Here is a 25999-nt window from a genome sequence, read left to right on the forward strand (position 1 = left end):
CTCGGCTTCCCGATGTGACATAGTCCCGGCGTGCCGCGCCGCCCCGACCGCTTCCTCGTGCTCGGCGCGCTCCTGATCGCCGGTCAGCTCGGGGTGCGCGCCTGGGCCCTGTCGGGGTCGTGGTTCTACTTCGACGACCTGGCGTTCATGTCCCGGGCGATGAACCAGCCCTTCGACGCCGACTACCTGCTCGAGTCGTACGGCGGCCACCTGATGCCGGCGGGCTTCGCCGTCGTCCGGCTGCTGACCGACTGGGCGGCGTACGAGTGGTGGCCCTGGGCGCTGACGCTGCTCGTGCTCCAAGCCGTGGCCGCGATCGGCTTCCTCCGGCTGCTGGTCTCGATGTTCGGGCGGCGACCGTTCGTGCTGGTCCTGCTCGCGGGCTACCTGTTCTGGGTCTTCACGCTCTCCGCCGGCATCTGGTTCGCCGCCGGCATCAACCAGCTCCCGCTGCAGATCGCGCTCGGGTTCGGACTCACGGCGCACCTGGCGTACCTGCGCACCCGCCGGACCCGCCACCTCGTGGCCACCCTGCTGTGGACCGTCTTCGGCCTGCTCTTCTACGAGAAGACGATGATCCTCTTCGGGATCTACGCCCTGGTCGCCCTCTGCTGGTTCGGCACCGGGAACACGCCGGTGCGACTCCGCGGACTGTGGGACCGCTACCGGCTGGGCATCGTCGCGCACGGCCTGGTCGCCGCCGGCTACCTCGCCGCCTACGTGCACTGGGGACTGGACTTCGGTCTCGAGGAGTCGGCCGACGTGGCGTGGGGTCCGATCGCCTGGAACCTCGTGGGCGTCGCGCTGTCCGCCGGCCTCGTCGGCGGCCCGATCACGTGGCAGGCCCTGAACGTCGGCTCCCTGGCCGACCCGTCCGACCTGCTCCTGCTGGCCTCGTGGGCCGGCGTCGCCGGCACCGTCGCGTACGCCGTCTTCAGCCGGGTGCTCAGCAAGCGCGCCTGGTCGCTGCTCGGCTTCACGATGCTCGCCAACGTGGTGCTGCTCGCCAGCGCCCGCGCGGCGATCGTCGGCCCGGAGATCGGCCGCGAGTACCGCTACCAGACCGAGTCCGCCGCGGTGGCCGCCCTCTGCCTCGGGCTGGCCTTCCTGCCGCTGCGGGGCGCCGTCGAGCAGAACATGCCGCGCGCGGGCGTACCCCGCAGCTACGAGGGCCGCGCGTTCGTCGGCGGCGTCGCGCTGGTCGTCACCGCGCTCGCGCTGGTCTCGACCGTGCGCTACGTCGACCTGTGGCAGAGCCGCAACGACTCCCCCGAGTTCTTCCGCAACGCCCGCACCACCCTCGCGGCCGCCCCCGAGCACCCCGTGCCGCTCGTCGATCGCGGCATCCCCCAGACCCTGCTCTGGTCCTTCCGCTTCCCGGAGAACTCCTACCGCCACGTGCTGCGGCCCTACGCCGACAAGACGTCCTTCCCACGCTCGGCGGTCGACGAGCTGTTCATCCTCGACGACGACGGCCGCCTGGCGCCGGTGACCATCGACCCGGCCCGGTCGATGAAGAGGACCGGAGGGTGCGGCTACCGGCTCGAGGACGACACGACGACCATCCCGCTCGACGGCCCCGTCCTGGGCGGCGGGTGGTGGATCGAGATGAGCTACGAGGCTCCGCGCGCGACGTCGCTGACCATGACGGCCGGCGAGGAGATCCATGACCTGGTACTGCCGGCCGGCGAGCACGACGTCTTCGTCCAGGCGGCCGGTGAGTTCGACGAGGTCGAGCTGAGCGACTACCCGCGCGGGAGCGACCTGTGCGTCACCGACCTCGTGCTCGGGGCCCCGGTCCCCGACTCGTCGTCATGACCTGGTCGCGGCGCGGCATCCTCGTCACGGCCGTCGCGATGATCGCCGCCCAGCTCGCCTTCCGGGCCTGGGCGACCTACGGCTCCTGGTACCACTACGACGACTTCAACTTCATGGCCCGGATGGCCGGCGCCGGCCCCAGCCCCACCGCCGCGCTCGAGCCCTACATCGGCCACCTGATGCCGGGCGGGATGTACCTCTCCTGGCTGGCCGACGCCCTCGCGCCGTACGACTTCCGGGTCACCGCGACGATGCTGCTGGTGCTGCAGGCCGGCGCCGCCGCGGCGCTGCTGTGGATGCTGGTCCGGATGTTCGGGTGGCGTCCCGGCATCCTGCCCCCGCTCGCGTTCTACCTCTTCAGCGTGATCACCACCCCCGTGGCGATCTGGTGGGCGGCGGGGGTCAACCAGCTGCCCTGGCACATCGCCCTCTTCGCGGGGCTCGGCACGCACGCGACGTACCTGCGCACCCGGCGGCTGAGGTACGCCCTGCTCACGGTCGCGTGGTCGGCGTTCGGCCTGGCCTTCTTCGAGAAGACAATCCTGCTCTTCGGCGCCGTCGCGTTCCTGGCGCTCGCCTACTTCGCCTCCGGCACCCCGGGAGTGCGGGCGGTCACCGTGCTGCGCACCTACGCGCGCGGGGTCGTCGTGTACGCCGTGGCGCTCGGCGCCTACCTCCTCGCCTACGTGACCACCGCGCTCGACTTCGACCCCGGCGCGGCCACCGACGGCAGCCTGGCCGAGGTCGCGTGGAACATGGTGGGCCGCGGGTACCTCCCGTCCCTTGCCGGCGGCCCGCTGCGGTGGCACTACCTCGACCAGGCCGCCTTCCCCGACCCGGTGAGCGCGGTGCGCTGGGCCAGCGTGCTCGCCGCGGGGCTGGTGATCTGGGAGATCCGGCGGGCCCGCACCCGCAGCCTGCGCGCCTGGCTGCTGCCGCTCGGCTTCGTGGCGGCGAACATCCTGCTCATCACCGCCGGCCGGGTGACCTACCTGGGCACGATCGTGAGCCTCGACTACCGCTACCAGGGCGAGCTCGCGGCGGTGACGGCGATCGCGCTCGTCCTGGCGGTGCTCCCCGTGCGCGGCGCCGTCGAGCCCGTGGAGGTCCGCCGGCCGAGCGCGCTGCTCGACCATCCGCGCCGGGTGGCCGTCGCGGTCGTGGTGCCGGTCGCGCTCGCGCTGGCCTCCTCGACGCTGTTCGTCCGGCACTGGCAGACCCATGACCCCGGTCAGGCCTACTTCGCCCACCTGTTCGCGGCGCTCGACGCGGCCACCGAGCCGCTGGTCCTGGACGACACCACGGTCCCGGAGGTCGTGATGGGCGCCTACTCCTATCCCGACAACACCCTCAGCCACCTGCTGACGGCGTACGGCAAGGACGTCTCGTTCCCGGACGCCGCGATCGACGCCGTGGCCACGGTCACCGACGACGGCCGGGTCGTGCCGTCGGTGATCACCCCGCTGGAGCAGGCGCCGCCCGGCGACGAGCAGGACTGCGGCTATCGGGTCGCCGACCGGCCGCGCACCATCCCGCTCGACCCGACCGGGCTCGAGCCCGGCCCGGAGGCGCGCTGGAACGCCCGCTCCTGGGTCCGGATCGGCTACCTCAGCAGCGGCACCAGCCCCGTGTCCGTCGAGGTCGGTGGTGAGACGATCTCCGCCACCATCGTGAGAGGACTCCACGCGTTGTACGTCAGGACCCCACTCGTCGCCGACCGCGCCGCGCACGAGCCCGTGGGCAGCGTGACGATCTCGGGCCTGGCCGGCGGCGCCCAGCTGTGCACCGACGACGTCACCGCCGGTCCTCTCGCGCCGGCGGACCCGGCCGGCGCCGCCGACGGCGACGGGGCCGGCTCATGACGTTCCAGGACCGCTCGTTCCCGACCCTGAACGCCGTGCGCGCGATCGGCGCGATCATGGTCGTGCTCACCCATGCCGCCTTCAACACCGGCCAGATCAACCACGGCTGGATCGGCGCGGCCCTGGCCCGTCTCGACTTCGGCGTCACCCTGTTCTTCGTGCTGTCCGGCTTCCTGCTGAGCCGGCCGTGGTTCCTCACCGCCGCCCTGGGCCGGCGCGCGCCGTCGACCCGCCACTACCTGTGGAAGCGGGCGCTGCGGATCCTGCCGCTCTACTGGGCGGTGGTCGTCGCCGCGCTCGCCCTCGACCCGGCGAACGACGGCTCGAGCTGGGAGGTCTGGCTCCGCAACCTCACCCTCACCCAGCTCTACTGGCCCGAGCTGCTGCCGAGCTCGCTCACCCAGATGTGGAGCCTGTGCACCGAGGTCGCCTTCTACGTCGTGCTGCCGTTCCTGTGCTGGTGGCTGACCTGGCAGCCCCGGCGGGGTGGGCACCGGCTCGAGGTGCGGTCGGTGCTGCGCCGGGCCGGGGTGCTGTTCGTCGCCGGCGTCGCCTGGCAGGCGGTCGTCGCCCAGGTCCCGGGTCACGAGGGCCACTACGCCCAGTGGCTGCCCGGATACCTGCCGTGGTTCCTGGTCGGCGTGTGGTTCGCCGCGGTGTCCGCCAAGCTCGCGGTCGAGCCCGGCGACCACGTGCTGGAGCGGCTGGCCCGCGACCTGCCCGGGTGCTGGATCCTGGCCACCGCCGTCTTCGCGATCGCCTGCTCGCCGCTCGCCGGGCCACGGCAGCTGCTGGTCCCCGGCGGCTGGGAGGCCGGCTCCAAGGTGGTCCTGTACGCCGTGGCGGGCGCGCTCTACGTGCTGCCGCTGGTGTTCGGGCCGGAGCGTGAGGGGTGGGTGCGCACCCAGCTCAGCGGGCCGGTGCTCTTCTGGCTCGGCGAGATCTCCTACGGCATCTTCGCGATCCACATGCTCGTGCTCAACGCGGTGTTCGCGGTGCTCGACATCCCGATCTTCACCGGCCGCTACCTCACGGTCGCCGGGGCCACGCTGGTGGTGACGATCGTCCTCGCGACGGCGTCCTTCTACCTGTTCGAGAAGCCGATCCTGAGGGCCAAGAACATCCGGTACTTCAGCCGCATGGACCGCGAGGCACGACCGATGGGGGCGACGGTCCGGTGATCGGCAGCGGCGCCGGGCGCGCCGCCCGGCCGCAGCGCAGCGCCGGGCGCGGCGTGCTGCTGGCCGGCCTCCTGGTGGTCGCCGTCGCGACCGCGTTCCGGGCCTGGCAGCTCCAGGGGGCCTGGTTCTTCTACGACGACTTCTACTTCATCCAGCGGGCGCTGGACGGGCCGCTGACCTGGACCTACCTGGTCGAGCCCTACAACGGGCACCTGATGCCCGCCGGCGCCCTGCTCACCTGGCTCAACGCCCACGCCGACGCCATGTCGTTCGCCTATCCGGCCGTGCAGATCGTCGTCGGCTTCGCGCTCACCGGCCTCGCCGCGCTGCGGCTCGTACTGCGCCTCTTCGGCGTGCGGTGGGCGGCGCTGGTGCCGCTGGTGCTGTTCCTCTTCTCCCCCTTCCTGATCCCCGCCACGATCTGGTGGGCCGCGGCGGTCAACCAGGTGCCGATGCTGCTCGCGGTCATCATGGCGCTGTCGTCGTTCGTGGCCTACCTGCGCTCGCCGCGGTGGCCGGCCCTGGTCGCCACGTTCGCCTGGATGGCCGTCGGCCTGCTGTTCGTCGAGCGGACGCTCACCGGCTTCGTCGTGCTCTGGCTCGTCGCGCTGCTGTACTTCACGGAGGGCACGTTCCCCGACCGGCTGCGCCAGCTGTGGAACAGGTACCGCGCGGCGGTCGTCGTCCAGGTGGTCGCCGTCCTCGTCTACCTCGCGGCGTACGCGCCCTTCGCCCTCAACTTCGACGCGGGCTCGGTGCGCAGCCGCCCGCTGTTCGGGGTGCTCCGCGACCTCGCGGGCGTCGCCTTCCCGATCGGCGCGGCCGGCGGCCCGCTCGACTGGCAGGTCTCCGGCGTCACCCAGAGCGAGGTGCACCCCTCGCAGCTGCTGCTGGTGCTCTCCTGGGTCGTCCTCGGGGTCGTGGTGCTCGCGTCGGGGATGACCCGGCGCCACGGCCTGCGGGCCTGGCTGATCCCGGTCGCCGGGCTGCTGGCCAACGCCGCGCTGATCGCGGTCAGCCGCGCCATCTACTTCGGCAGCGCGATCGCCCTGGACCTCCGGTTCCAGACCGAGTCGGCGCTCACCGTCGCCCTGGCCGCGGGCCTGGCGTTCCTGCCGGTGCCGGGCGCCCGGCAGTCCGCCGAGCCGCGCCCCGGCGCGACGTGGTCGATCTCCCGGCCGTCGTGGGTGGTCGGCGGCCTGGTCGGCTATCTGGCGCTGGCGGTGGCGAGCACGGCGTCCTACCCGCTGCGGAACCTGACCGACACCAGTCCGGAGCGCTACTACGGCAACGTCGCCGCCTCGATGGCCGAGGATCCCGACGCGGTGCTCCTCAACCGGACGGTGCCGGACTGGCTGTGGGCGCCGCTGGCCTACCCCACCAACACCTACCGCCACATGTTCCCGATGCTGAGCCCCGGGCCGCAGGTGGCGACCACCGTGACCGACGGCGGCGCGGTGGTCGACGCGGCCGGTCGGTTCCGCCCGATCACGTTCGTGCCGCAGCGGACCCAGCGGGCGGCCGTCGGCGCCGACGGCTGCTTCGCGCGGGCGCTCACGGCCCGCACGACGCACGTGCTGGACGGTCCGGTGCTGGGGCCCGACTGGTACCTGCGGCTGCGGTACGCCGCGGCCCGCGACACCGACGCCACGCTGCGGATCGGCGACCGCACGGTCGACGTCCGGCTGGAGCGGGGGGAGCACACGCTGATCACGCCGGCGCCGGGCGCCTACGCGTCGGTCGACGTACGCGTGGCGTCCGGTACGGCGTGTCTCGAGCGCCTGGAGATCGGGGCGGTGCTCCCGGCCGGCTGACCGGCGGGCTGACCCGCGGTGGGACCGGCCGGACGACCGCCCCCGGCCAGCCCGGCGGCGAGCAGGCAGACCGCGCCCAGGACCCATGCCTGGCTCCAGGTCGTCGCCCACGAGCGGTCCGTGAGGACGTCGACGCTCAGCGCCAGCGCACCGCCGAGCACCGCGAGCCCGGCCAGCCACGCCCAGCCCTCGAAGGTCCGGCGCAGCAGCCGGGCGACCACGAGCGCGAGCGCCGTGCCGCCCAGCCCCCACCAGCCCGCGAGCTGCGCCCCGGCGCCGAGGGCCACGACCACGTCGAGCAGCCCCACCCGACCGGTGCGCAGCCCCGGCGACTCCCGCCGCCCGCCTCGGCGCGGCCAGAGCGCCACGCCGAGGACGCCCAGGACCGCCAGCGCGCTGAGGCCGAGCAGCGCGACGAAAGGCACGGCCGGGCGATAGGTCAGCTCGACCGTCGCCGCGCCGCCGGCCGGCAGCCGCCAGGCCTGCTTCCAGCCGTCCGTGCGAGTCGCCGACAGCTCCCGTCCGTCCAGCGTGGCCAGCCAGCCGGCGTTGACGTTCTGCGGCAGGGTGAGCACGGTCGCGGCGTCGCGCGCGGGCACGTCGACCGCGTCCGGGGTCCCGCGCGCGTCGCGGCGGACGGCGCCGCCGGACAGCGGCGAGCTCGGCTCGGAGCCCGCCGCGGCCAGCGTCAGGGTCTCGGCCCGCAGCAGCGTCGGGACGGCGAGGGCCGAGGTGGGCTCGGCGTCCAGGTCCGCCTCCGTCGTCTCGCACAGCCGCAGGGGGACGCTCCTCCCCCGGATCAGGTCCTGGGTGCTGGCGGTGAGCGCCGTCTCCTGCACGACGCCCGCGACCCCGATCCGCGGGCCCGTCCCACACCGGAACCTGCGGGGCGTCGTCGCTCCGGGGTTCAGCGACTCGCCGTCGACCTCCAGCTCGGAGATGCCCGGCGGCAGCTCGACGAACTCGCTGCCCGACGCGGAGTAGGCGCGCTCGACCTTCCGCACCGTCAGGTCGAGCTCGTCGACGCGCCACCCGGGGACCCGGACGACGCCGTCCTCGACCGGCAGCACCCGACGCCGGTCGCCGGAGGTCAGCTCGACCCGCGTCGGCCGGGAGACGGGCGCTCCGTCGTCCACCGAGATCCGGAGCGCGTCGATGCGGCGCCGCTCGGGGAACTCCAGGTGCACGGTCTCGCCCGCCGAGCGCGAGACCCACGAGGTACCGAGATCGCCGTCCGCGAGGGCGACGGGGCCCTCGGCGACGTCGCGCACGTCGGCGTCGCTGCTGACCCGGACGCCGGAGGCGAGCAGGTCGCTGGCGTCGACGGTGCGCCGCAGGGAGGCCGTCGCGGACAGCCGGTAGGTGTCGGCGAAGGAGAGCCGGAAGCGCCGCGCCAGCGTGTCGCCGTCCTCCCCCGACGCGACGAGCGCGTCGTCGCACGGGAACGCCGAGCCGACCTCGACGCAGGCGGCGCGCTCGCGGTCCCGCTGGAGCAGGATCGACGAGACCGGCATCCGCTGGTCGGGCGGCGGCAGGTCGAGGAAGCGCTGCGCCACGATGCCGGGCACCTCGACCTCGGCGAGCGAGAACGACCCCCCGAGGTCCGGGTCGGTCCCCGCGGCGGTGATCCGCAGGAGCGACGCGTCGGTGAAGCCGAGGGCGTAGGTGCGCGAGCCGCCGGGCTCGGGCGCCGGGACCAGCCGCGACCGGGTGCCGGACTGGAGTACGAGCTGGTCCACCGGTGCGGAGCCGGCCGCCAGCGTGACGCGCACCTGGGGCACCGGAACCGGCTCGACGAACCGCACCTGCCACCACTGCCCCACCGGCCGTACCTGTCGCGCCGAACGCCAGGCCGTGGCCGGGTCGTGGTCGAGAGCCGCGCCGGGATGGGTCCCGGGCTCGAGGGGCGGCAGCGCCTCGGCGTACGCCTGCGAGGTGCTCGCGTCGGCCGACGAGACGTCCCCGGCCCAGGCCTCGGTCGTCTGCCATCGGTCCTGGTCGCGCAGGAATCGGTGCTGGTGCTCGGGTCCACGCAGCCGGTACGGCTGGATCGCGGGCATGGTGGCGGACTGGTTGGCGCGCACCGCGGCGAAGTTGACCTCGCGCCGCTTGTTCCCGTCGGTGAGGATCGCGCCGCCCTCGTCGCCGCGGACGTCGTCGGGCAGGACGAAGGGCCCCGCACCAAGGCCCGCGGCCGCCGTCTGGAAGCCGCTGCCGGGATCGCCCACGAGCGGGGGCGGGTCGTTGACCGTCATCGTGCGAGCGCCGGCGACCTCGTAGACGTCGACCGAGCCGACCTCCGCCGCGATGCCGGAGCCGGTCAGCACCCGGACGTCGCCCTCGGGTGTCTCGACCTCGTCCACCGGCGGGGCGCCGACCGTCGGCCCGAACGACCTCGCCAGCCGGATGCCCGGCGAGTCCGCCAGCGCCCGCTCGACGTAGGCGGGGTCCGGTGCGCCCGTCTCGAACCGGTCGAGGTCGTTGCGGACCACGAGCCTCCCGACACCGTTGACGGCCAGCACCTCGGCGAGCGTGTCGCTGGGCCGGCCCGCCTCGACGGCACGTGTGACGGCGTCGAGGAACGCCACGTTGCCGGGCTGGGCGAGCGGGATGACGTTGCGGACCGCCCAGGGGCTGTCGGCCAGCCCCTGGAGGACGTCGTCGTGGACGTTGCCCCACGAGTAGACGCCGAAGCTCGAGGCCGGCAGCACCAGCGAGACCGTGCCGTCGTCGTGGTCGTGCAGGTAGCGCGCCACGTCGTACCAGTAGTCCGGCACCTCGACGACGCCCTCACGCGGTGCGATGCGGTCCTGCGCCCACGGCAGCGTCGTCGCGACCACGGCGAGCAGAGCCGCGGCCCACAGCGACCGGACCGCCCAGGTGGACGCGCGGTCCCGGCGGCCGCGGACCAGGGCGGGCAGCGTCGCCAGGACGTGGGCGAGGCCGAGCATTAGCGGCACCCGCAGCACGACGTCGAACTTGTGCAGGTTGCGCAGCGGCGCGAGCGGGCCGTCGAGCAGCTCGACGCGCTCGCCGGCGAGGAAGCCGGAGAGGTCGCCGGCGTAGCCGAGGCCGACCAGCGCCAGGCCGACGAGCACGCCCCAGGTCAGGAACCTGCGGTGCGGGTTGCTCGCGAGCCCGACTCCGACGATCCCGAACGCCGCGATCACCGCGGCGTCGAGCATCAGGAACGGCGTGGTGACGAGGAACTGGCCGGCCGGGTAGTCGATGCCGGCGAAGTAGGCGACCCAGTCGGACTCGCCGATCAGGGTGCGCAGCAGGTCGGTGGGGACGGTGGTGACCGTCGCGTTCTCGATGTAGTCGAGGAACGGAACGCTGTAGCGACCCAGGAAGATCAGTGGCGCCCACCACCACATCGTGGCGAGCGCGGTGAACAGCGTCCACCAGCCCAGGAGCGGCCACTTCCGCGGCCCCGGGCCGCGGGTCAGGATCCAGATCACCCCGAGCGGCAGCACGGCCGCCACGGCGACCGCGTTCACCCCTCCGCAGCACGCCACGACGAGGGCGCTGACGGCGGCGGCGCGGCGTACCGAGCCCTCCCGGCTGCCGCGGACCAGCGGGAGCAGCACCCACGGCGCGAGCGCCATCGGCCAGATCTCGACCGACGTCCCGCCGAGGAGCGTGGTGATCCGCGGCGTCAGCACGTAGGCGAAGGCCGCGACGACCTGCGTCAGCGGCGTGCCGAGGCCCAGGCGCTGGGCGAGCCGGACGATCCCGAAGAACGCCGCACAGAGCAGCAGGGTCCACCACAGTCGCTGGACCACCCAGCCGGGCAGCTGGAGGAGGTCGCCGAGCAGGAAGAACGGGCCCATCGGCCAGGCGTAGCCGTAGGCCTGGTTCTGGATCTGCCCGAACGCCGCGGACGGGTCCCACAGCCGCAGTGCGTTGCCCAGGAACTTCGCGGGGTCGGTGACCAGGTCGAACTTCGTGTCGGCGACCATCCGGCCCGCCGACTGGGAGAACGCGAGTGCGGCGAGGATCGCGGCGTACCCCCACATCCGCAACCGCGACGTGGCCAGCCCCCGGGGCGGGGCGTCGGGCGGCATCACGCCTTGCGCACCACGATGACGAGGTTCCAGGTGAGCAGCTCGCGCAGCACGGGCACCCGGACCAGCCCGTGGCTCCAGCGCGGGTGGTAGCGCGGCAGCACGTCGACGACCTCGCCCCAGGGCTGCGACCGGGCCCAGGCGAGCCCCTGGCGCACGGTCACCGGGAAGAGCGACTCGCCGTACCGGTTCTTCGGCTCGTGCCCGTGGCGGCGGGCGTAGCGCCGGCGCGCCCGAGCCCCGCCGAGATAGTGCCAGGGCGACGTCTCGTGCCCGCCCCACGGCCCGTACCAGAGCGTGTACGACAGGAAGACGATGCCGCCGGGCCGGGTCACCCGCAGCATCTCGTCGGCCATCTCCCAGGGCCGCGACACGTGCTCGAGCACGTTCGAGGAGTAGCAGAGGTCGACCGCCCCGTCGCGGAACGGCAGCCGCATCCCGTCGCCGATGACGGTGCCCGCGGCGATGCCCCCGAGGCCGGACAGCTCACCGACGTCGGCGTCGAGGGCCCAGTACGTCGCACCGGCCTCGCGGAACGCGTCGCGGAAGTAGCCCGGCCCGCCGCCGACGTCGAGCACGGTGGCCCCGTCGAGGGCGAGGTAGCCGGCGAGCTGGCCGATGGAGTCGGCGGCGAGCGCGGAGTAGAAGCGCCGCGGGTCGGACTGCTCGACCCGGAAGTCGGCGAGCAGCCGGCGGGACCTGCGCAGGTCGGCCCGCCACGGTGGCGCGCCGGCGGACGCGGGGGTCGACCGGCTCAGCATGCGCGCACCCTATCCGAGGAGTGACTCGGTAGTAACCTCGCCGAGTGCCGACCTCCGACGCCGACGAGCTGACCGGCCGCCGCGTCGTCTTCCTGAGCTGGCGCGACACCCGCAACCCCGAGGGCGGCGGCGCCGAGAGGTATCTCGAGAAGGTCGCCGCGGGCCTGGTGGAGCGGGGCTGCTCGGTCACGATCTTCTGCGTCGCCCACTCCGGCGCGGCCCCCGACGAGACCATCGACGGGATCCGGTTCGTCCGCCGCGGGACGAAGCTCTCGGTCTACGCTCGGGGGATGTGGGCGCTGCTGCGCCGCGAGCTCGGACCGGTCGACGTCGTGGTCGACGTGCAGAACGGGCTGCCGTTCTTCTCCCGGCTGGTCACCCGCAGGCCGGTCGTCGTGCTCGTGCACCACGTGCACCGCGAGCAGTGGCCCGTGGTCTACCCCGGTCTCACCGGCCGGTTCGGGTGGTGGGTCGAGCGGCGCCTCGCGCCCTGGGTCTACCGGCGCGACCAGTACGTCGCCGTCTCGCGGGCCACCCGCGCGGAGCTGCGCGGGCTCGGCGTGACCGGCCCCCGGGTCGCGGTCGTGCACAACGGCACCGACCCGGTGGTGCCGGTCGAGGTCGACAAGAGCCCCGCACCGACCGTCTGCGTCGTCGGCCGGCTGGTGCCGCACAAGCAGGTCGAGCACGCCATCGACGCGGCGGCCGAGCTGGCCGTCGACCACCCCGACCTGCGGCTGCGCATCGTCGGCAGCGGCTGGTGGGAGGGCGAGCTGCACGACCACGCGCGAGCGCTGGTCGAGCGCGGGATCGTGGTCTTCGAGGGTCATGTCTCCGAGGTCCGCAAGCAGGAGATCTACGCGGAGTCCTGGGTGATGGCGCTGCCCTCCCTCAAGGAGGGCTGGGGCCTGGTCGTCGGGGAGGCGGCCGCGCACGGCACGCCGACGGTCGCCTACGCCGACGCCGGCGGCACCCGGGAGTCGATCATCGACGGCGTCTCAGGACTGCTCGCCGACGACCGCGCCGGGTTCACCGCCGCGCTCCGCGCCGTGCTGGAGGACGCCGGGCTCCGGCGCCGGCTCGCCGACGGCGCACTGCGGCACAGCGAGGGCTTCACCTGGGGTCACTCCCAGTCGGCGTTCGCCCACGTCGTCGCCGCGGCGATCCGCGGTGAGCTGGTCACCGACCAGGACCTCCCCGAGGAGGGCGTGCGCTCCGCCCGTTGACCGGTCAGCGGGCCTGGGGCACTACTCCGTCTGGCCGTAGACCAGCGACGGGTTGGTGGAGTCGCCGGGCGACTGGGAGGGAGCCGCGGTCTGGTTGTTGACGACCCCGACGATCGTGGCGCCGGCGAGGCCGCCGCCGACCAGCAGGCTCACGCAGGTGATGAGAAAAGCTTGCACGTGGGGTTCCTCCCTCTCGGCGCAGACCGTATCACCTGCCCCGAGCGGAAGACCGGATTCCGGAGCGCCGTAACCGGAACGTGTTCCACCCGGCCGCGACGAGCAGGCCGGCGTACGCGGACCAGGCCACCGTGACCGCCGCGACCCACCCGGCGGAGGGCTCCCGCACGTCGACGGACCCCGCCAGGCGGACCACCTCGACGTCGGGACCGTCGTGCAGCACCACGCCCGCGAGTGGGGCGTCCTGCGTCGGCAGCGCCGGCACGCCGTGCTCGCGGGCGACCATCGCGATGCCCAGTCTCGTCAGCGCCGCCGAGCGCGCCACCTCGGTCGGCAGTGCGAGCGCGGCGTACACCTGCGGCGTCCGCGGGTCCTCGCCGGCGAGCACGAGCGAGTCGACCGCGAGCTCGTCGTTGACGACGTAGTCGGGCTGGAGGTAGCGCGGCAGCGGGTCGAGGACCGTGCGGCCGTGGTTCCAGGCGGGTGCGCGGAAGCCACTGAAGGGCAGCACCAGCAGGTCCCCGTCGGGACGCTCGCTCAGCGCGGCGCGGGCCGCAGCATAGTCGTCGGGATAGTCCGCGGGAGCCATCGTCCCGAGGAGGCCCCAGGCCGCACCGGGCAGCAGCGCCAGCGGCGCCAGCACCGCACCGATCGCCACCACCGGTCGCAGCCCGGGGATCCGCAGTCTCCGGACCAGGCGCTCGCAGCCCGCGGCGACCAGCACCACCACGAGCGGCACGCACAGGGCGAGCCAGCGGGCACCGTCGCGGAGCAGCCCGCCGCCCGGCACGTGGGCCGCCAGCCAGCCGATGGCGTCCGGCGCGAGCCAGGTGAGCACGGCCAGCAGGTAGCCCGCGACCCAGAGGCCGGCCAGCGCACCGCAGGTGCGGGCGCCGAGCCGCCGCCACGCCGGGCGCAGGCCGTACGCCGCCGCCGCGGCCAGCAGCCCGGTCGCGACGATCCCGAGCGCGAGCACGTCGCGGCTGCCCGGCACGACCTGGGCGTTCCAGATCCCGCCGAGGGTGAGGGCCGCCAGCGGCGCGGGGAGCCCGTCGCCGTTCAGGGCGAAGACCGAGCCGGTCGAGTCCGAGGTCGCACCGGAGGCGTGCAGCAGCCCGGCGACGACCCAGGGCGCGTTGGCGGCACCGACCAGCACGAGCAGCGTCGCGAGGGGCCGGCGCCGGCGGGTGGCGGCGACCGCGAGCAGGACCGCGGCCGACATCACCCCGGCGTTCGCGCTCAGCGACCCGACCAGCAGCAGGAGCGGCAGCGCGGCGCCGACCCGCGACTCGTCTCGGAACCGGGCCCCCGCCAGCACCAGCCACGGCAGCGCCGCCCAACACAGCAGCACCGGCCAGTGCCCGATCCACAGCCGCTCGACGACGAACGGGCTCCACACCGCGACGCTGACGGCGACCGAGCGCGCCACCAGGCCCGGGCCGGCCAGGCGCGCGGCGCCGAGGCCGCCCGCGGCCAGGCAGCCGAGCAGCACCGCCTTCTGCAGCAGCATGCCGGGCACGACCTCGTCGGCGAGCGCCACCACCAGGTCGGAGGGGACCGCCCGGGGCAGCGCCGGCCCCAGCCCGAGGAAGTCGCCGCGCACCGCGAGGTCGGGCACCCAGACCATGTCGTAGGTCAGCAGGTAGCCCGCCCCGAGCGCGGGCCCGAGCAGGAGCACGGCGAGCAGCACCGCCCACAGGTCCGGGAGGAGGCGCCGCAGGGTCGGGCCCATGGTCAGATCGGCAGCCGGCGGAAGAGCGAGCGCGGCACGTGGCGCAGGCCGGACATGACCCCGCGCATCGCGGCCGGCACCCAGATCAGGTCATCGCCCGAGGCGACCGCCTTGGTCACCGCGCTCGCGACCTGCTCGGCGCTCACCGACAGCGGTGCGGCGTCGCGACCGGCCGTCATCTTGGTGTGCACGAAGCCCGGCCGGACCACGAGCACCCGGGCGCCGCTGCCGCGCAGCGCCTCGCCGAGGCCGAGATAGAAGCCGTCCATGCCCGCCTTCGACGCGCCGTAGGCGAAGTTCGAGCGCCGCACCCGCTCCCCCGCGACCGACGAGAGCGCGACGATCACCCCGTGGCCCTGGCGGCGCAGCCGCTCGGCCAGGCAGACGCCGACGCTGACCGGCGCGACGTAGTTGACCTCGGCCAGGTGGACCGCGGTCTCGTGGTCCTGCCAGGCCCGCTCCTCGTCGCCGAGCACCCCGAAGGCGACCACCGCCACGTCGATGTCACGGCCGGACGCGACCGACTCGATGAGCGCCGGGTGCCGGGCGGTGTCGGTCGCCTCGAAGTCGATGGGCTCCACGACGCACCCGAGCTGCTCGAGCTCCGCGGCGGCCGCGTCGCGGCGCGGGCCCGGACGGGCCGCCAGCACGACGTACAGGCCGGGCTCGTGGGCCCACGACCGGGCCAGGGCGAGGGCGATGTCGCTGGTCCCGCCCAGGAGAAGGACGGTCTGCGGCCGGCCGAGCGCGTTGATCATGGGGGCCTCTCGTCGGGTCGGGATCACGGTCGGGTCGGGGTCAGAGGTGGAGGCGGCGGGCGAGGTCGGACTGGAGGCGGCGCTGCGGGTCCAGCCGGGCCCGGAGCTCACGGAAGTCGCTCGCACGCGGGTACATCGCGTCGACGATCTCAGGTCGCAGCCTGGCGTCCTTGGCGAGGTAGACCCGACCGCCCGCCGCGACGACCTGCTCGTCCAGGCCGGCGAGGAGGTCGGCCAGGTCCGGCCGCGCCGGGGTGTCGACGGCGAGCGTCCACCCGGCCCGCGGGAAGGACAGCCAGCCGGGGCTGCCCGGACCGAACCTCTTGAGCACCGCCAGGAAGGTCGGGTGCCGGTCGGCCGCGAGCCGCTCGAGGATGCGGCGTACGACGTCGGCGTGCGCCTCGGGAACGGCGAACTGGTACTGCACGAAGCCGCGCGGGCCGTAGAGCCGGTTCCAGCCGGCGACGCCGTCGAGCGGGTGGAAGAACGCGGAGACGTCCTGCAACTCGTCGCTCCGCCAGCGGGGCGCCTTGCGGAACCACAGCTCGTTGAACGCGCGGACCGTCGCGGCCGTCACCAGTGAGGTCGGCGGGGTGAGCGGCACCGTCAGCCGGGGGGCGCGCGGGAGCGCGAGCGGGTCCCGGGCGGCGCGGCCGGACAGCTGGTCGCGGCGCGCGTGGTCGCCGCGCGAGAGCACCGACCGGCCCAGGGATCGGCCTCGGGCCTCGGTGTCGATCCACGCGACGGAGTACCCGAAGCGGGCGTCGCCCTCGGCCATCTCCCGCAGCACGGCGTCGAGGTCGGGGAGCCGCTGCGTGGTGACGGTGAGGTAGCCGCTCTCGACCGGGATGGTGCGCAGCACCGCGGCCACGATCACCCCGGTGAGCCCCATGCCGCCGACGGTCGCCCAGTACAGCTCGGGGTCGGTGTCCGGGCCCACGGTCCGGGTGGTGCCGTCGGGCAGCACCAGGTCGAGGGAGACGACCTGCTCGCCGAAGCTGCCGGTGACGTGGTGGCCCTTGCCGTGTACGTCGGCGGCGATCGCGCCGCCGACGCTCACGTAGCGCGTTCCGGGGGTGACGGGCACGAACCGGCCGCGCGGCAGCAGGTGCCGCATCAGGTCGTGCAGGCTGGTGCCGGCCGAGACCCGCACCGATCCGTCCGGCCCGGGCTCGTCGATCCAGCCGGGCAGCGGCGCGAGGACGTCCCCACCGGCGTTCTGCGCGGGGTCGCCGTACGAGCGCCCGAGCCCGCGGGCGATCAGGCCGCGCGGCCCGGCGTCGCGCAGCAGCCGCGCGACGCCGCTGGCGTCGGCCCGGCGCAGGGACGCGGCCGTCGGGGCGGTCCGGCCCCAGCCGGTCAGCACGACGTCGGTCGCGGGCTCAGCCATCGAGGACGCCGACCGTGAGGAGCACCAGCCAGACCACGCCGATCCCCTGGAGAACCCGGTCGCGCCAGACGATGTCCTCCGGCTCGGCGGCGGTGCCCGCGTCGATGTCGACGGCGTAGCGCAGCAGCGCACCGACGAACGGGATGATCGAGAGCGCGTGCCACGGCAGCAGCTGCCCGGCGTTCGAGTTGCCGAACGCCCAGAGGCTGTAGCCGGCGATGGTGACCGCGGCCGCGGCGCTCCACACGAACCGGAGGTACGACGCGGTGTAGCGCACCAGCGAGCGGCGGGTGCCCGCCTCGCTGCCGAGCGTGTGCAGCTCGGAGTAGCGCTTGCCGGCCACCATGAAGAGGGAGCCGAACCCGGCGACGAGCAGGAACCAGTCGGAGATCTCCAGCGACGCGGCGAGGCCACCCGCGACGGCGCGCATCAGGAACCCCGCCGCGACCAGGAGCAGGTCGATCACCGGCTCGTGCTTGAGCCAGGCCGAGTAGACCAGCTGCACCGCGACGTACGCGAGCACCAGGGCGACGAGCTGCCACGTCGTCGTCAGCGCGAGCGCGGCCGCCGACACGGTGAGCAGGACGGCGGTCGCGACGGCGGTGGTCACCGACAGCTCGCCGGCGGCGATCGGGCGGTGTCGCTTGCGGGGGTGGGCGCGGTCGGCCTCCCGGTCGACGCAGTCGTTGACGAGGTAGACGGCCGACGACGCGAGGCAGAAGGACACGAAGGCCACGAGCGTGGCGCCGAGCACCCCCGGCTCGCCGATGTCGCCGGCCGCCAGCGGGGCGGCGACCACCAGCACGTTCTTGACCCACTGGCGCGGGCGCATGGAGCGCGCGAGCGCGGCGGCGGTGGTCACGGCGGTGAGTCTAGGAGGATCCCGGCCCAGGGCGCGGTACGGCGAGCGCGGCCGCGTCGCCTACGCTTCCCTCCCGTGAGTGTCGCGTCGCACCGGCTGGCCGCCGTCTTCCGCGGCGGCGGCTCGATCGCGATCGCGATGGGCGTCATGAACGTCGCGACGTACGCCTTCACGATGATCGCCGCGCGGCTGCTCGGGCCGCGGTCCTACGGCGCCTTCGCGTCCCTGATGGCCGCCCTGCTGGTGATCGCGGTGCTCCAGCTCGGCCTCCAGGCGACGGCCGCACGGCGCATCGCCGCGGAGCCCGAGCACGTGGCGCAGATCGAGAAGACGGTCCTCGGCGTGACCTACCGGGCCGCCCTGGGCCTCGGTGTCGTGCTGCTGGTGCTCACGCCCGTGCTCAACCAGGTGCTCCGGCTCGAGAGCCTGGCCACGGCGGCGCTGATCTCGGTGGTGTCGATCCCGTTCACCGTGATGGGCGGGCAGGCCGGCGTCCTGCAGGGCGAGCGGCGCTGGGGTGCGCTGTCGGTGGTCTACCTGCTGAGCGGGGTCCCCCGACTGGTCATCGGCACCGCGCTGATCCTGTGGCAGCCCACCGAGACGGTGGCGCTGGTCGGCGTCGGCCTCGGTGCCTGCGCTCCGGTGGTCGCGGGCTGGTGGTTCCTCCGGCGCCCGCGGGACGTCGGCGCGGGCTCGGCGGACCACGGCTTCCGCAACGTGATGCGGGAGATCCTGCACAACTCCCAGACCCTGTTGGCGTTCTTCGCGCTCTCCAACGCCGACATCGTCGTCGCGCGCAACGTGCTCGACCCGCACGACGCCGGCCTGTACGCCGGCGGCCTGATCCTGACGAAGGCCGTGCTGTTCCTCCCCCAGTTCGTGGTCGTCGTCGCGTTCCCGTCGATGGCGACGATCGGCCAGGCCCGCCGAGCGCTGACCGCGAGCCTAAGCCTGGTGCTCGCGATCGGCCTGCTCGTCGTGCTCGGCGCCGCCCTGCTGCCCGACCTCGCACTGGTGTTCGTCGGCGGCAGCGACTACCGCGAGATCGGCGATCACCTGTGGATCTTCGCGCTGCTCGGCATCGTGCTCGCGATGCTGCAACTGCTGGTCTACTCGGTGCTGGCCCGCCAGGGACGACGCTCGGTCTACCTGGTCTGGGCGGCCCTGGCCGTCATGGTCGGCGTCGGGCTCACCTGCTCCTCGCTGCGCGGGCTGCTGACCGTCGTGACCTGCACCGACGCCGCCCTCCTCGCCGTGCTGCTGGTGGTCAGCCTGCGCGTCGTCCGCCCGGCAGAGAGGTAGCCGACCGACTCACCGGCGGTGAGCCAGCAACCCTTCCGGCATCGGATCCGGTTGCCCGCTCACCACCGACCACCGACCACCCCCACCGGCGGTGAGCCAGCAACCCCTTCCGGCACCCGACCCGGTTTCCTGCTCACCACCGACCACCGACCACCCCCACCAGCGGTGAGCCAGCAACCCCTTCCGGCACCCGACCCGGTTTCCTGCGCACCACCGACCACCGACCACCCCCACCAGCGGTGAGCCAGCAACCCCTTCCGGCACCCGACCCGGTTTCCTGCGCACCACCGACCACCGACCACCCCCACCAGCGGTGAGCCAGCAACCCCTTCCGGCACCCGACCCGGTTTCCTGCTCACCACCGACCACCGACCACCCCCACCAGCGGTGAGCCAGCAACCCCTTCCGGCACCCGACCCGGTTTCCTGCGCACCACCGACCACCGACCACCCCCACCAGCGGTGAGCCAGCAACCCCTTCCGGCACGACCCGGTTGCCTGCTCACCACCGAGCACCGACCACCCCCACCAGCGGTGAGCCAGCAACCCTTCCGGCACCCGACCCGGTTTCCTGCGCACCACCGACCGCCGACGGCGGCGTCGCCTCAGTGCGCGGCTTCGTGCCAGCTGCGGCCGAAGCCGACGGAGACGTCGAGCGGCACGGCGAGCTCGGCCGCACCGCCCATCTGCTCGCGCACCAGGGTCTCCAGCGCCTCCTGCTCGCCGGCAGCGACCTCGAACACGAGCTCGTCGTGGACCTGCAACAGCATCCGGGACCTCAGACCGGCCTCGGCGATGGTGCGGTCGACGTTGAGCATGGCGACCTTGATCAGGTCGGCCGCGGAGCCCTGGATGGGCGCGTTGAGCGCCATCCGCTCGGCCATCTCGCGGCGCTGCCGGTTGTCGCTGGTCAGGTCGGGCAGGTAGCGGCGCCGGCCCATGATGGTCTCGGTGAAGCCGGTCTTGCGGGCCTCCTCGACCACGCCCGCGAGGTAGTCGCGGATGCCACCGAAGGTCTGGAAGTACTCGTCCATCAGCCCGCGCGCCTCCCCCGGGTCGATGCCGAGCTGCTGGCCGAGCCCGAACGCCGAGAGACCGTAGGCGAGGCCGTAGTTCATCGCCTTGATCTTGGCGCGCATCTCGACGCTGACGTCGTCGGCCGGCACGTCGAAGACCCGGGCGGCGGTGATCGAGTGAAAGTCGCGCCCCGACTTAAACGCCTCGATGAGCAGGTCGTCCTCGGACAGGTGGGCCATGATCCGCATCTCGATCTGGCTGTAGTCGGCGGTCATCAGCGACTCGTACTCGCCGCCGGCCGCGCCCTGCCCGACGACGAAGGCCTCCCGGATCCGCCGGCCCTCCTCGGTGCGGATCGGGATGTTCTGCAGGTTGGGGTCGGTGCTGGAGAGCCGGCCGGTCGCAGCGATCGTCTGGTTGAACGTGGTGTGGATGCGCCCGTCGCTCGCGACCGTCTTGAGCAGGCCCTCGATGGTCTGCCGCAGCCGGATCACGTCGCGGTGCCGGAGCAGGTGGAGCAGGAACGGGTGCTCGGTCTTCACGTAGAGCGCCTGGAGCGCGTCGGCGTCGGTGGTGTAGCCGGTCTTGGTGCGCTTGGTCTTGGGCATCCCGAGCTCGTCGAAGAGCACCACCTGGAGCTGCTTGGGCGAGCCGAGGTTGATCTCCTTGCCGATGACGGCGTACGCGTCGTCGGCGGCCTTGCGCACCTCGGCGGCGAAGTGCTGCTCCAGGCTCTGCAGGTGGTCGACGTCGACGGCGATGCCGGTGCGCTCCATGTCGGCGAGCAGGTCGACCAGTGGGAGCTCGACCTCGGCGAGCAGCCGGGTGCCGCCGCGCTCCTCGAGCTCGTCGTCGAGCGCGGCGGCCAGGTCGAGCACCGCCCGCGCGTGGAGCATCTCGACCTCGCCGGCCGACTCGGTCTCCAGGCCCAGGCTGAGCTGGCCGTCGTCGGCGCCACCCTGCTTGAGCTCACGCTTGAGGTAGCGGACCGTCAGGTCGGCGAGGTCGTAGGACCGTTGATCGGGCCGGGCGAGGTACGCCGAGAGCGCGGTGTCGCGGGCCAGGCCGGCCAGCGGCAGCCCCCAGGCCGCGAGCGCGAGCATCGGGCCCTTCGCGTCGTGCAGCACCTTGGGGCGGTCGGCGTCGGCGAGCCAGGCACCGAGCGCGGCCTGGTCGGCAGGGTCGAGGCTCTCCGCCGAGACCCACGCCGCGGCGCCGGCCGGGGTCGCGAGGGCGAGGGAGTCGACGTCGCCGGTGCCCGAGCCCCAACGGCCGGTCAGGTGCAGCCCGACCCGATCGCCACTCGCGGCGTGCTCGGCGAGCCAGCCGGCCACCTGGCCCGCGGCGAGCACGGACCCGGCGAGCTCAAAGCCGGAGTCGTCGATCTCCTCCTCGGAGGTGAGGGTCTCGAAGAGCCGGTCGCGCAGCACCCGGAACTCGAGCCCGTCGAAGAGCGTGTGCACCTCCTGGCGGTCCCAGGGGCGCACGGCCAGGTCGGCCGGGGCCTTGTCCAGCGGCAGGTCGCGCACCAGGGCGTTGAGCTGACGGTTGCGGATCACGTCGCCGAGGTGCTCGCGCAGCGCCTCGCCCTTCTTGCCGGTGATCTCGTCGGCGTGGGCGATGACGTTGTCGAGGCCGTCGTACTGGTTGATCCACCTGGCGGCGAAGCCCTGGCCGACACCGGGGACGCCGGGCAGGTTGTCGGAGGTCTCCCCCACGATCGCCGCGAGCTCGGGGTAGCGGGCCGGCGGGACGCCGTACTTCTCCTCGACGGCGGCCGGAGTCATCCGGGCCAGGTCGGAGACCCCGCGCATCGGGTAGAGGACGGTGGAGCGGTCGGTCACGAGCTGGAGCGAGTCGCGGTCGCCGGTGAGGATCAGCACCTCCATCTCCGGGTCGTCGAGGGCCTGGGTGACCAGGGTGGCGATGATGTCGTCGGCCTCGTAGCCGTCCTTCTTCAGGAACGGGATGTTGAGCGCGTCGAGGACCTCCTCGATCAGCGGCAGCTGGCTGCTGAACTCGGACGGCGTCTTGTTGCGCTTCGCCTTGTACTCGGAGTACTGCTCCAGGCGGAAGGTCTGCCGCGACACGTCGAAGGCCACCCCCACATGGGTGGGCTGCTCGTCGCGCAGCACGTTGATCAGCATCGAGGTGAAGCCGTAGACGGCGTTGGTGTGCTGTCCGGTCGTCGTGGAGAAGTTCTCCACCGGCAGCGCGAAGAACGCACGGTAGGCGAGCGAGTGACCGTCGAGCAGCAGCAGGCGTGGCACCCTGCGACTCTAGCGGCGGCCACCGACAGGCAGGATGGCACCATGACCACCCCCGACGCGGATCCGCTGAGCATCGACGACTACATCGCCGCGATGCCCGAGGGCATGGGCGGGCTCAACGACAAGATGGGCATCCGGCTGACCGAGATCTCGGCCGAGCGCGTGGTCGCGACGATGCCGGTCGAGGGCAACACCCAGCCCTACGGGCTGCTCCACGGGGGCGCCTCGGTGGTGCTCGCGGAGACCCTCGGCTCGGTCGGCTCCGCGATCCACGCCCACCCCGACCGGCTGTCGGTGGGCATCGAGATCAACGCCACCCACCACCGCTCGGCGACATCCGGCACGGTCACCGGCACGGCCACCGCGATCCACCTCGGCCGCACGACGGCGACGTACGAGGTGGTGGTCACCGACGAGCGCGGCAAGCGCGTGTGCACCTCGCGGATCACCTGCGCGCTGATGCCGCGGGAGCGGTACGCGGGGTGAGCCGTGCTGCGGGTCTTGGCTGTCAGCAGCCAGGACCCGGGCGACACGCCGGTGCGCGTCGGCGCGTCGCGCGGGTTTGGGCTGCCAGCAGCCGAAACCCCGTGGCCGCGATCAGCCCTCGGCCCCCGCCCGGCTGCGGCGCAGCGAGCGGCGGGCGGCGAGCACCTGGGTGAGCTGGCGACCGCCCGCGGCGGCCGGGCGACGGTGCGCGCTGAGCCGGCCGCGCACCGCGTGGGTCGTGGCGACCCGCAGCACGGCGTACGGTCCGAGCGCGATCCGGGCCATGAAGCGGTTGGCGTCCCGGGAGCCCGCGACGGCCGCGGTCGCGACGTGCGCGATGCCGAGCTCCTCGGCCCAGGCGACCGCGGCCTCCATCAGCGCGGTGCCGACCCCGCGCCGCCGGTGGGCCACGAGCACGTGCGGCGACAGCGCGCGGACCACGGGCTCGAGGTTGAGCGCCGACATCGTGGTGCGCTCGAGATGGACGGCGCCGGCGAACTCGCCGTCGTACTCGGCGACGACGATGCGCTGATCGTCGGAGTCCAGGACCATGGCGATCACGGCCTCCATGTCGGCGACCTGGTCCTCGGGACCGGCCCTGCGGATCACGTCGCCCCACACCTCGGCGAGATGGGCGGCGTCCTCGGGGGTCACCGAGCGCAGCGACACCAGCAAGCGGCTCATCGCGACATGCCTATTCCGACCTCTCAGGCCTGCCGCGTCTCCTGTCCCCCGGTCGCGGCTCCACCGGTAGAGACTACGCTCAGCCTCCCCGTGATGTCAGAGGAGTCCCGTGATCCCCGGTATCGGCACCGTCGTGAACGTCGCCACCGTGCTGATCGGCAGCACGATCGGCGTGCTTCTCGGCAATCGGCTCCCGGTGCGCACCCGCGACGTCGTGACCGACGCGCTGGGGTTGGTGACCCTGCTGATCGCGGGTACGTCGGCGATGGCCGTGCTCGACGACGACCTCTCCGACACGATCGGTGACAGCGCCCCGATGCTCGTCGTGCTGGGTTCGCTGCTCGTCGGCGGGATCGTCGGCTCGCTGCTGCGCCTGGAGTCGCGGGTGGAGTGGTTCGGCGGCTGGCTGCAGCGCCGGCTCTCGGGCGGGGCGAGCTCGGTGGAGCGGCACCGCTTCGTCGAAGGTTTCGTGGTCTCCTCGCTGGTCTTCTGCACGGGGCCGCTGACGATCCTGGGGTCGCTCGACGACGGCCTCGGCAACGGCTCCGAGCAGCTGTTCCTCAAGGCCGCGCTCGACGGCTTCGCCGCGATCGCCTTCGCCGCGTCCTTCGGGTGGGGCGTCGCGGCCAGCGCGACCACGATCGTCGTGGTCCAGGGCGGCCTCACGCTGCTCGGCCTGGCGCTCGGCGACGTCCTGCCCGACGCCCATCTCGCGGCGATCACCGCGACCGGTGGGCTGCTGCTCGTCGGGGTGGCCCTCCGGCTGCTGCGGGTGCGGGAGATCCCGGTCGCGGACCTGCTCCCGGCACTGCTCGTCGCACCGGTCCTGGTACAGCTCGTGGCCGCGTTTCGTTGACGGTTTCGGTGACGTAACGGTTCGCTAACGACAACGTGCCGCACATCACACTGCCCGGTAGCCGGTCCTACGGTGGCAGGGCTATGCCCGGTCTCTCGAGGACGGGCGCGGTGTAGTGCATCAACGCGACAGAAAGGTTCACCCCGTGAATCGATCCAGAACCGCCACCTGGGTGCGGCTGATGGCGGGCACAGCCGCGATCAGCTTCGTCCTGACCGCATGCGGCGACGACTCGAGCGACGAGCCCGAGGCAACCGCCAGCGACACTCCGTCGGCCTCCGAGTCCGCGCCGGCCGCGGACTCGTTCACCAACGACAAGTGCGCCGCCAACCAGACCAGCGCAGACAGCCTCCGCGTCGGCGGCATCCTGCCGCTCACCGGCAACCTGGCCTACCTCGGCCCGCCGGAGATCTCGGGCGTCGGGCTGGCGGTCTCGGACATCAACGCCGCCGGCGGCGTCGACGGCACCAAGGCGTGCCACGACGTCCAGGACTCCGGTGACTCCACCGACATGTCGGTCTCCACCGCGTCCGCCGGCACGCTCGTCGCGAGCAAGCCCTCCGTCGTCATCGGCGCCGCGTCCTCCAGTGTGTCCCTGAACGTCGTCGACACCTTCGCCGACAACAAGATCGTCCAGGTCTCCCCGGCCAACACCGCCGTCGACCTGTCCGGCTACTCGCCGTGGTACTTCCGCACCGCGCCGCCGGACGGCGTCCAGGGCAACGCGCTGGGCACCCTGATCTCGACCGACGGCTACTCGAAGGTCGGCTTCCTGGTGTTCAACGACACCTACGGCACCGGCCTGCGGAACGCGGTCGAGGACACCGTGAAGGGTGCCGGCGGCTCCTGCGTCTACGGCTGCAAGGGCCAGGGCGACGAGTTCCCGGCCGGCCAGACGACGTTCTCCGCCGAGGTCAGCGGCGTGCTCGCCGCCAAGCCCGACGCGATCGTCGTGCTCGCCTTCGACGAGACCAAGTCGATCATCCCCGAGCTCAAGGCTCAGGGTTGGGACATGTCGAAGGTCTACCTCTCCGACGGCAACACCGCGGACTACAGCGCGGACTTCGCCAAGGGCACCATGGAGGGCGCTCAGGGCACCATCCCCGGCGCGGACCCGGACCAGGGCTTCAAGGACCGCCTGGTCGGCTGGTACGAGGCGGCTGAGGGCACGAAGCTCAAGGACTTCGCGTACGGCGCCGAGTCCTACGACGCCACGATCCTCGCCGCGCTGGCCGCGGTCCGGGGTGGCGGCACCGACCCGCAGACGATCCAGAAGAACTTCGCGGCCGTCTCCGGCGCGGTGGACGGCGCCGAGGAGTGCAACACCTACGCCGACTGCGTCGCCCTGCTCGGGGAGGACAAGGAGATCCGGTACGCCGGTCCCTCGGGCATCGGCCCGATCGACGACGAGAACGACCCGTCGTCGGCGTTCGTCGGCATCTACACCTACAACGCCGACAACAAGAACGAGCTCACCAGCACCGTGGAGGGCCAGAAGTGATCTGCTGATCACCGCTGAGTTCTGCGAGAGGCCCCGGACTTCGGTCCGGGGCCTCTTGCTTGGTGGTGCGGGTCGAGCGGAGAGGTTCGTCGGCCGACCGACGAACCTCCCGCTGAGATCCGCCCCACTGCCCACGTCATCACCGGTCGCAGGTTCATCACGGGATGACGGTCAGGCCACGCTTCCCTCGATGAACTGAGCCAGGGAGGCGCGACGTCGACCTCCTCCCTTGATGA

Annotated in this window: 18 protein-coding genes; 9 read left to right on the forward strand and 9 right to left on the reverse strand. The window is 73.2% G+C overall.

Going from position 1 to position 25999, the window contains the following annotated elements:
- The first annotated feature begins 30 nt into the window (after nt 1–30).
- From FHU40_RS00305 to FHU40_RS00320, 4 genes are read left to right on the forward strand one after another with little or no spacing between them, the layout of a single operon-like run.
- Nucleotides 31–1818 (forward strand): DUF2339 domain-containing protein, encoded by a 1788-nt coding sequence (locus FHU40_RS00305; RefSeq protein WP_183590312.1) that lies wholly within the window; start codon nt 31–33, stop codon nt 1816–1818.
- Nucleotides 1815–3680: a hypothetical protein gene (locus FHU40_RS00310; RefSeq protein ID WP_183590313.1), complete on the forward strand. Its 1866-nt coding sequence runs from the start codon at nt 1815–1817 to the stop codon at nt 3678–3680. The genes FHU40_RS00305 and FHU40_RS00310 overlap by 4 nt, the downstream gene beginning before the upstream one ends.
- Nucleotides 3677–4861, forward strand: coding sequence for an acyltransferase family protein (locus FHU40_RS00315; RefSeq protein WP_183590314.1), 1185 nt, complete (start codon nt 3677–3679; stop codon nt 4859–4861). Before FHU40_RS00310 ends, FHU40_RS00315 begins: the two co-directional genes overlap by 4 nt.
- A complete protein-coding gene (locus FHU40_RS00320; RefSeq protein WP_183590315.1) occupies nt 4858–6675 on the forward strand; it encodes a hypothetical protein in 1818 nt (605 codons plus the stop codon). The genes FHU40_RS00315 and FHU40_RS00320 overlap by 4 nt, the downstream gene beginning before the upstream one ends.
- On the opposite strand, the gene FHU40_RS00325 is transcribed toward FHU40_RS00320, so the two are convergent.
- Complete coding sequence (locus FHU40_RS00325; protein WP_183590316.1) at nt 6591–10742, reverse strand: alpha-(1->3)-arabinofuranosyltransferase domain-containing protein; 4152 nt, start codon at nt 10740–10742, stop codon at nt 6591–6593. The two genes, FHU40_RS00320 and FHU40_RS00325, sit on opposite strands and share 85 nt — an antisense overlap.
- On the reverse strand, nt 10742–11503 hold the full coding sequence (locus FHU40_RS00330; protein WP_183590317.1) for a class I SAM-dependent methyltransferase: 762 nt from the start codon (nt 11501–11503) through the stop codon (nt 10742–10744). The genes FHU40_RS00325 and FHU40_RS00330 overlap by 1 nt, the downstream gene beginning before the upstream one ends.
- A 44-nt stretch (nt 11504–11547) precedes the next feature.
- On the opposite strand from FHU40_RS00330, the gene FHU40_RS00335 reads away from it, so the two are divergent.
- Nucleotides 11548–12729, forward strand: a complete 1182-nt coding sequence (locus tag FHU40_RS00335; RefSeq protein ID WP_183590318.1) for a glycosyltransferase — start codon at nt 11548–11550, stop codon at nt 12727–12729.
- Nucleotides 12730–12750: 21 nt separating this feature from the next.
- Here the strand turns inward: FHU40_RS00335 and FHU40_RS00340 are convergent, their stop codons facing one another.
- Genes FHU40_RS00340 through FHU40_RS00360 form a run of 5 tightly spaced genes read right to left on the reverse strand, consistent with a single transcriptional unit; the run spans nt 12751 to nt 17648 of the window.
- Nucleotides 12751–12906, reverse strand: a complete 156-nt coding sequence (locus tag FHU40_RS00340; protein ID WP_183590319.1) for a hypothetical protein — start codon at nt 12904–12906, stop codon at nt 12751–12753.
- A gap of 31 nt (nt 12907–12937) precedes the next feature.
- The gene (locus FHU40_RS00345) at nt 12938–14638 is read right to left on the reverse strand and encodes an MmpA family trehalose lipid delivery protein (protein ID WP_183590320.1); all 1701 of its coding nucleotides are present in this window, start codon (nt 14636–14638) and stop codon (nt 12938–12940) included.
- Between the two features lie 2 nt (nt 14639–14640).
- Entirely contained in the window at nt 14641–15396 is a 756-nt protein-coding gene (gene dprE2, locus FHU40_RS00350; protein WP_183590321.1) for a decaprenylphospho-beta-D-erythro-pentofuranosid-2-ulose 2-reductase, read from the reverse strand.
- A gap of 40 nt (nt 15397–15436) precedes the next feature.
- The gene (dprE1, locus tag FHU40_RS00355) at nt 15437–16786 is read right to left on the reverse strand and encodes an FAD-binding protein (protein WP_183590322.1); all 1350 of its coding nucleotides are present in this window, start codon (nt 16784–16786) and stop codon (nt 15437–15439) included.
- Complete coding sequence (locus FHU40_RS00360) at nt 16779–17648, reverse strand: decaprenyl-phosphate phosphoribosyltransferase (protein ID WP_252275287.1); 870 nt, start codon at nt 17646–17648, stop codon at nt 16779–16781. The genes dprE1 and FHU40_RS00360 overlap by 8 nt, the downstream gene beginning before the upstream one ends.
- 75 nt (nt 17649–17723) lie before the next feature.
- Between FHU40_RS00360 and FHU40_RS00365 the strand changes: the two genes are divergently transcribed.
- On the forward strand, nt 17724–18950 hold the full coding sequence (locus tag FHU40_RS00365; protein WP_252275284.1) for a lipopolysaccharide biosynthesis protein: 1227 nt from the start codon (nt 17724–17726) through the stop codon (nt 18948–18950).
- A 604-nt stretch (nt 18951–19554) separates the two neighbouring features.
- Here FHU40_RS00365 and polA read toward each other — a convergent pair.
- Nucleotides 19555–22236, reverse strand: a complete 2682-nt coding sequence (gene polA / locus FHU40_RS00370) for a DNA polymerase I (protein WP_183590324.1) — start codon at nt 22234–22236, stop codon at nt 19555–19557.
- A 42-nt stretch (nt 22237–22278) separates the two neighbouring features.
- Between polA and FHU40_RS00375 the strand changes: the two genes are divergently transcribed.
- A complete protein-coding gene (locus FHU40_RS00375; RefSeq protein ID WP_183590325.1) occupies nt 22279–22722 on the forward strand; it encodes a PaaI family thioesterase in 444 nt (147 codons plus the stop codon).
- Nucleotides 22723–22833: 111 nt separating this feature from the next.
- Here the strand turns inward: FHU40_RS00375 and FHU40_RS00380 are convergent, their stop codons facing one another.
- Complete coding sequence (locus FHU40_RS00380) at nt 22834–23406, reverse strand: GNAT family N-acetyltransferase (RefSeq protein WP_183590326.1); 573 nt, start codon at nt 23404–23406, stop codon at nt 22834–22836.
- A 109-nt stretch (nt 23407–23515) separates the two neighbouring features.
- Between FHU40_RS00380 and FHU40_RS00385 the strand changes: the two genes are divergently transcribed.
- The gene (locus FHU40_RS00385; protein ID WP_183590327.1) at nt 23516–24262 is read left to right on the forward strand and encodes a DUF554 family protein; all 747 of its coding nucleotides are present in this window, start codon (nt 23516–23518) and stop codon (nt 24260–24262) included.
- Nucleotides 24263–24407: 145 nt separating this feature from the next.
- Entirely contained in the window at nt 24408–25763 is a 1356-nt protein-coding gene (locus tag FHU40_RS00390; protein ID WP_221199474.1) for an ABC transporter substrate-binding protein, read from the forward strand.
- Nucleotides 25764–25999: the final 236 nt, after the last annotated feature.

This window comes from Nocardioides soli, assembly GCF_014191495.1.
Classification (GTDB): Bacteria; Actinomycetota; Actinomycetes; order Propionibacteriales; family Nocardioidaceae; genus Nocardioides; species Nocardioides soli.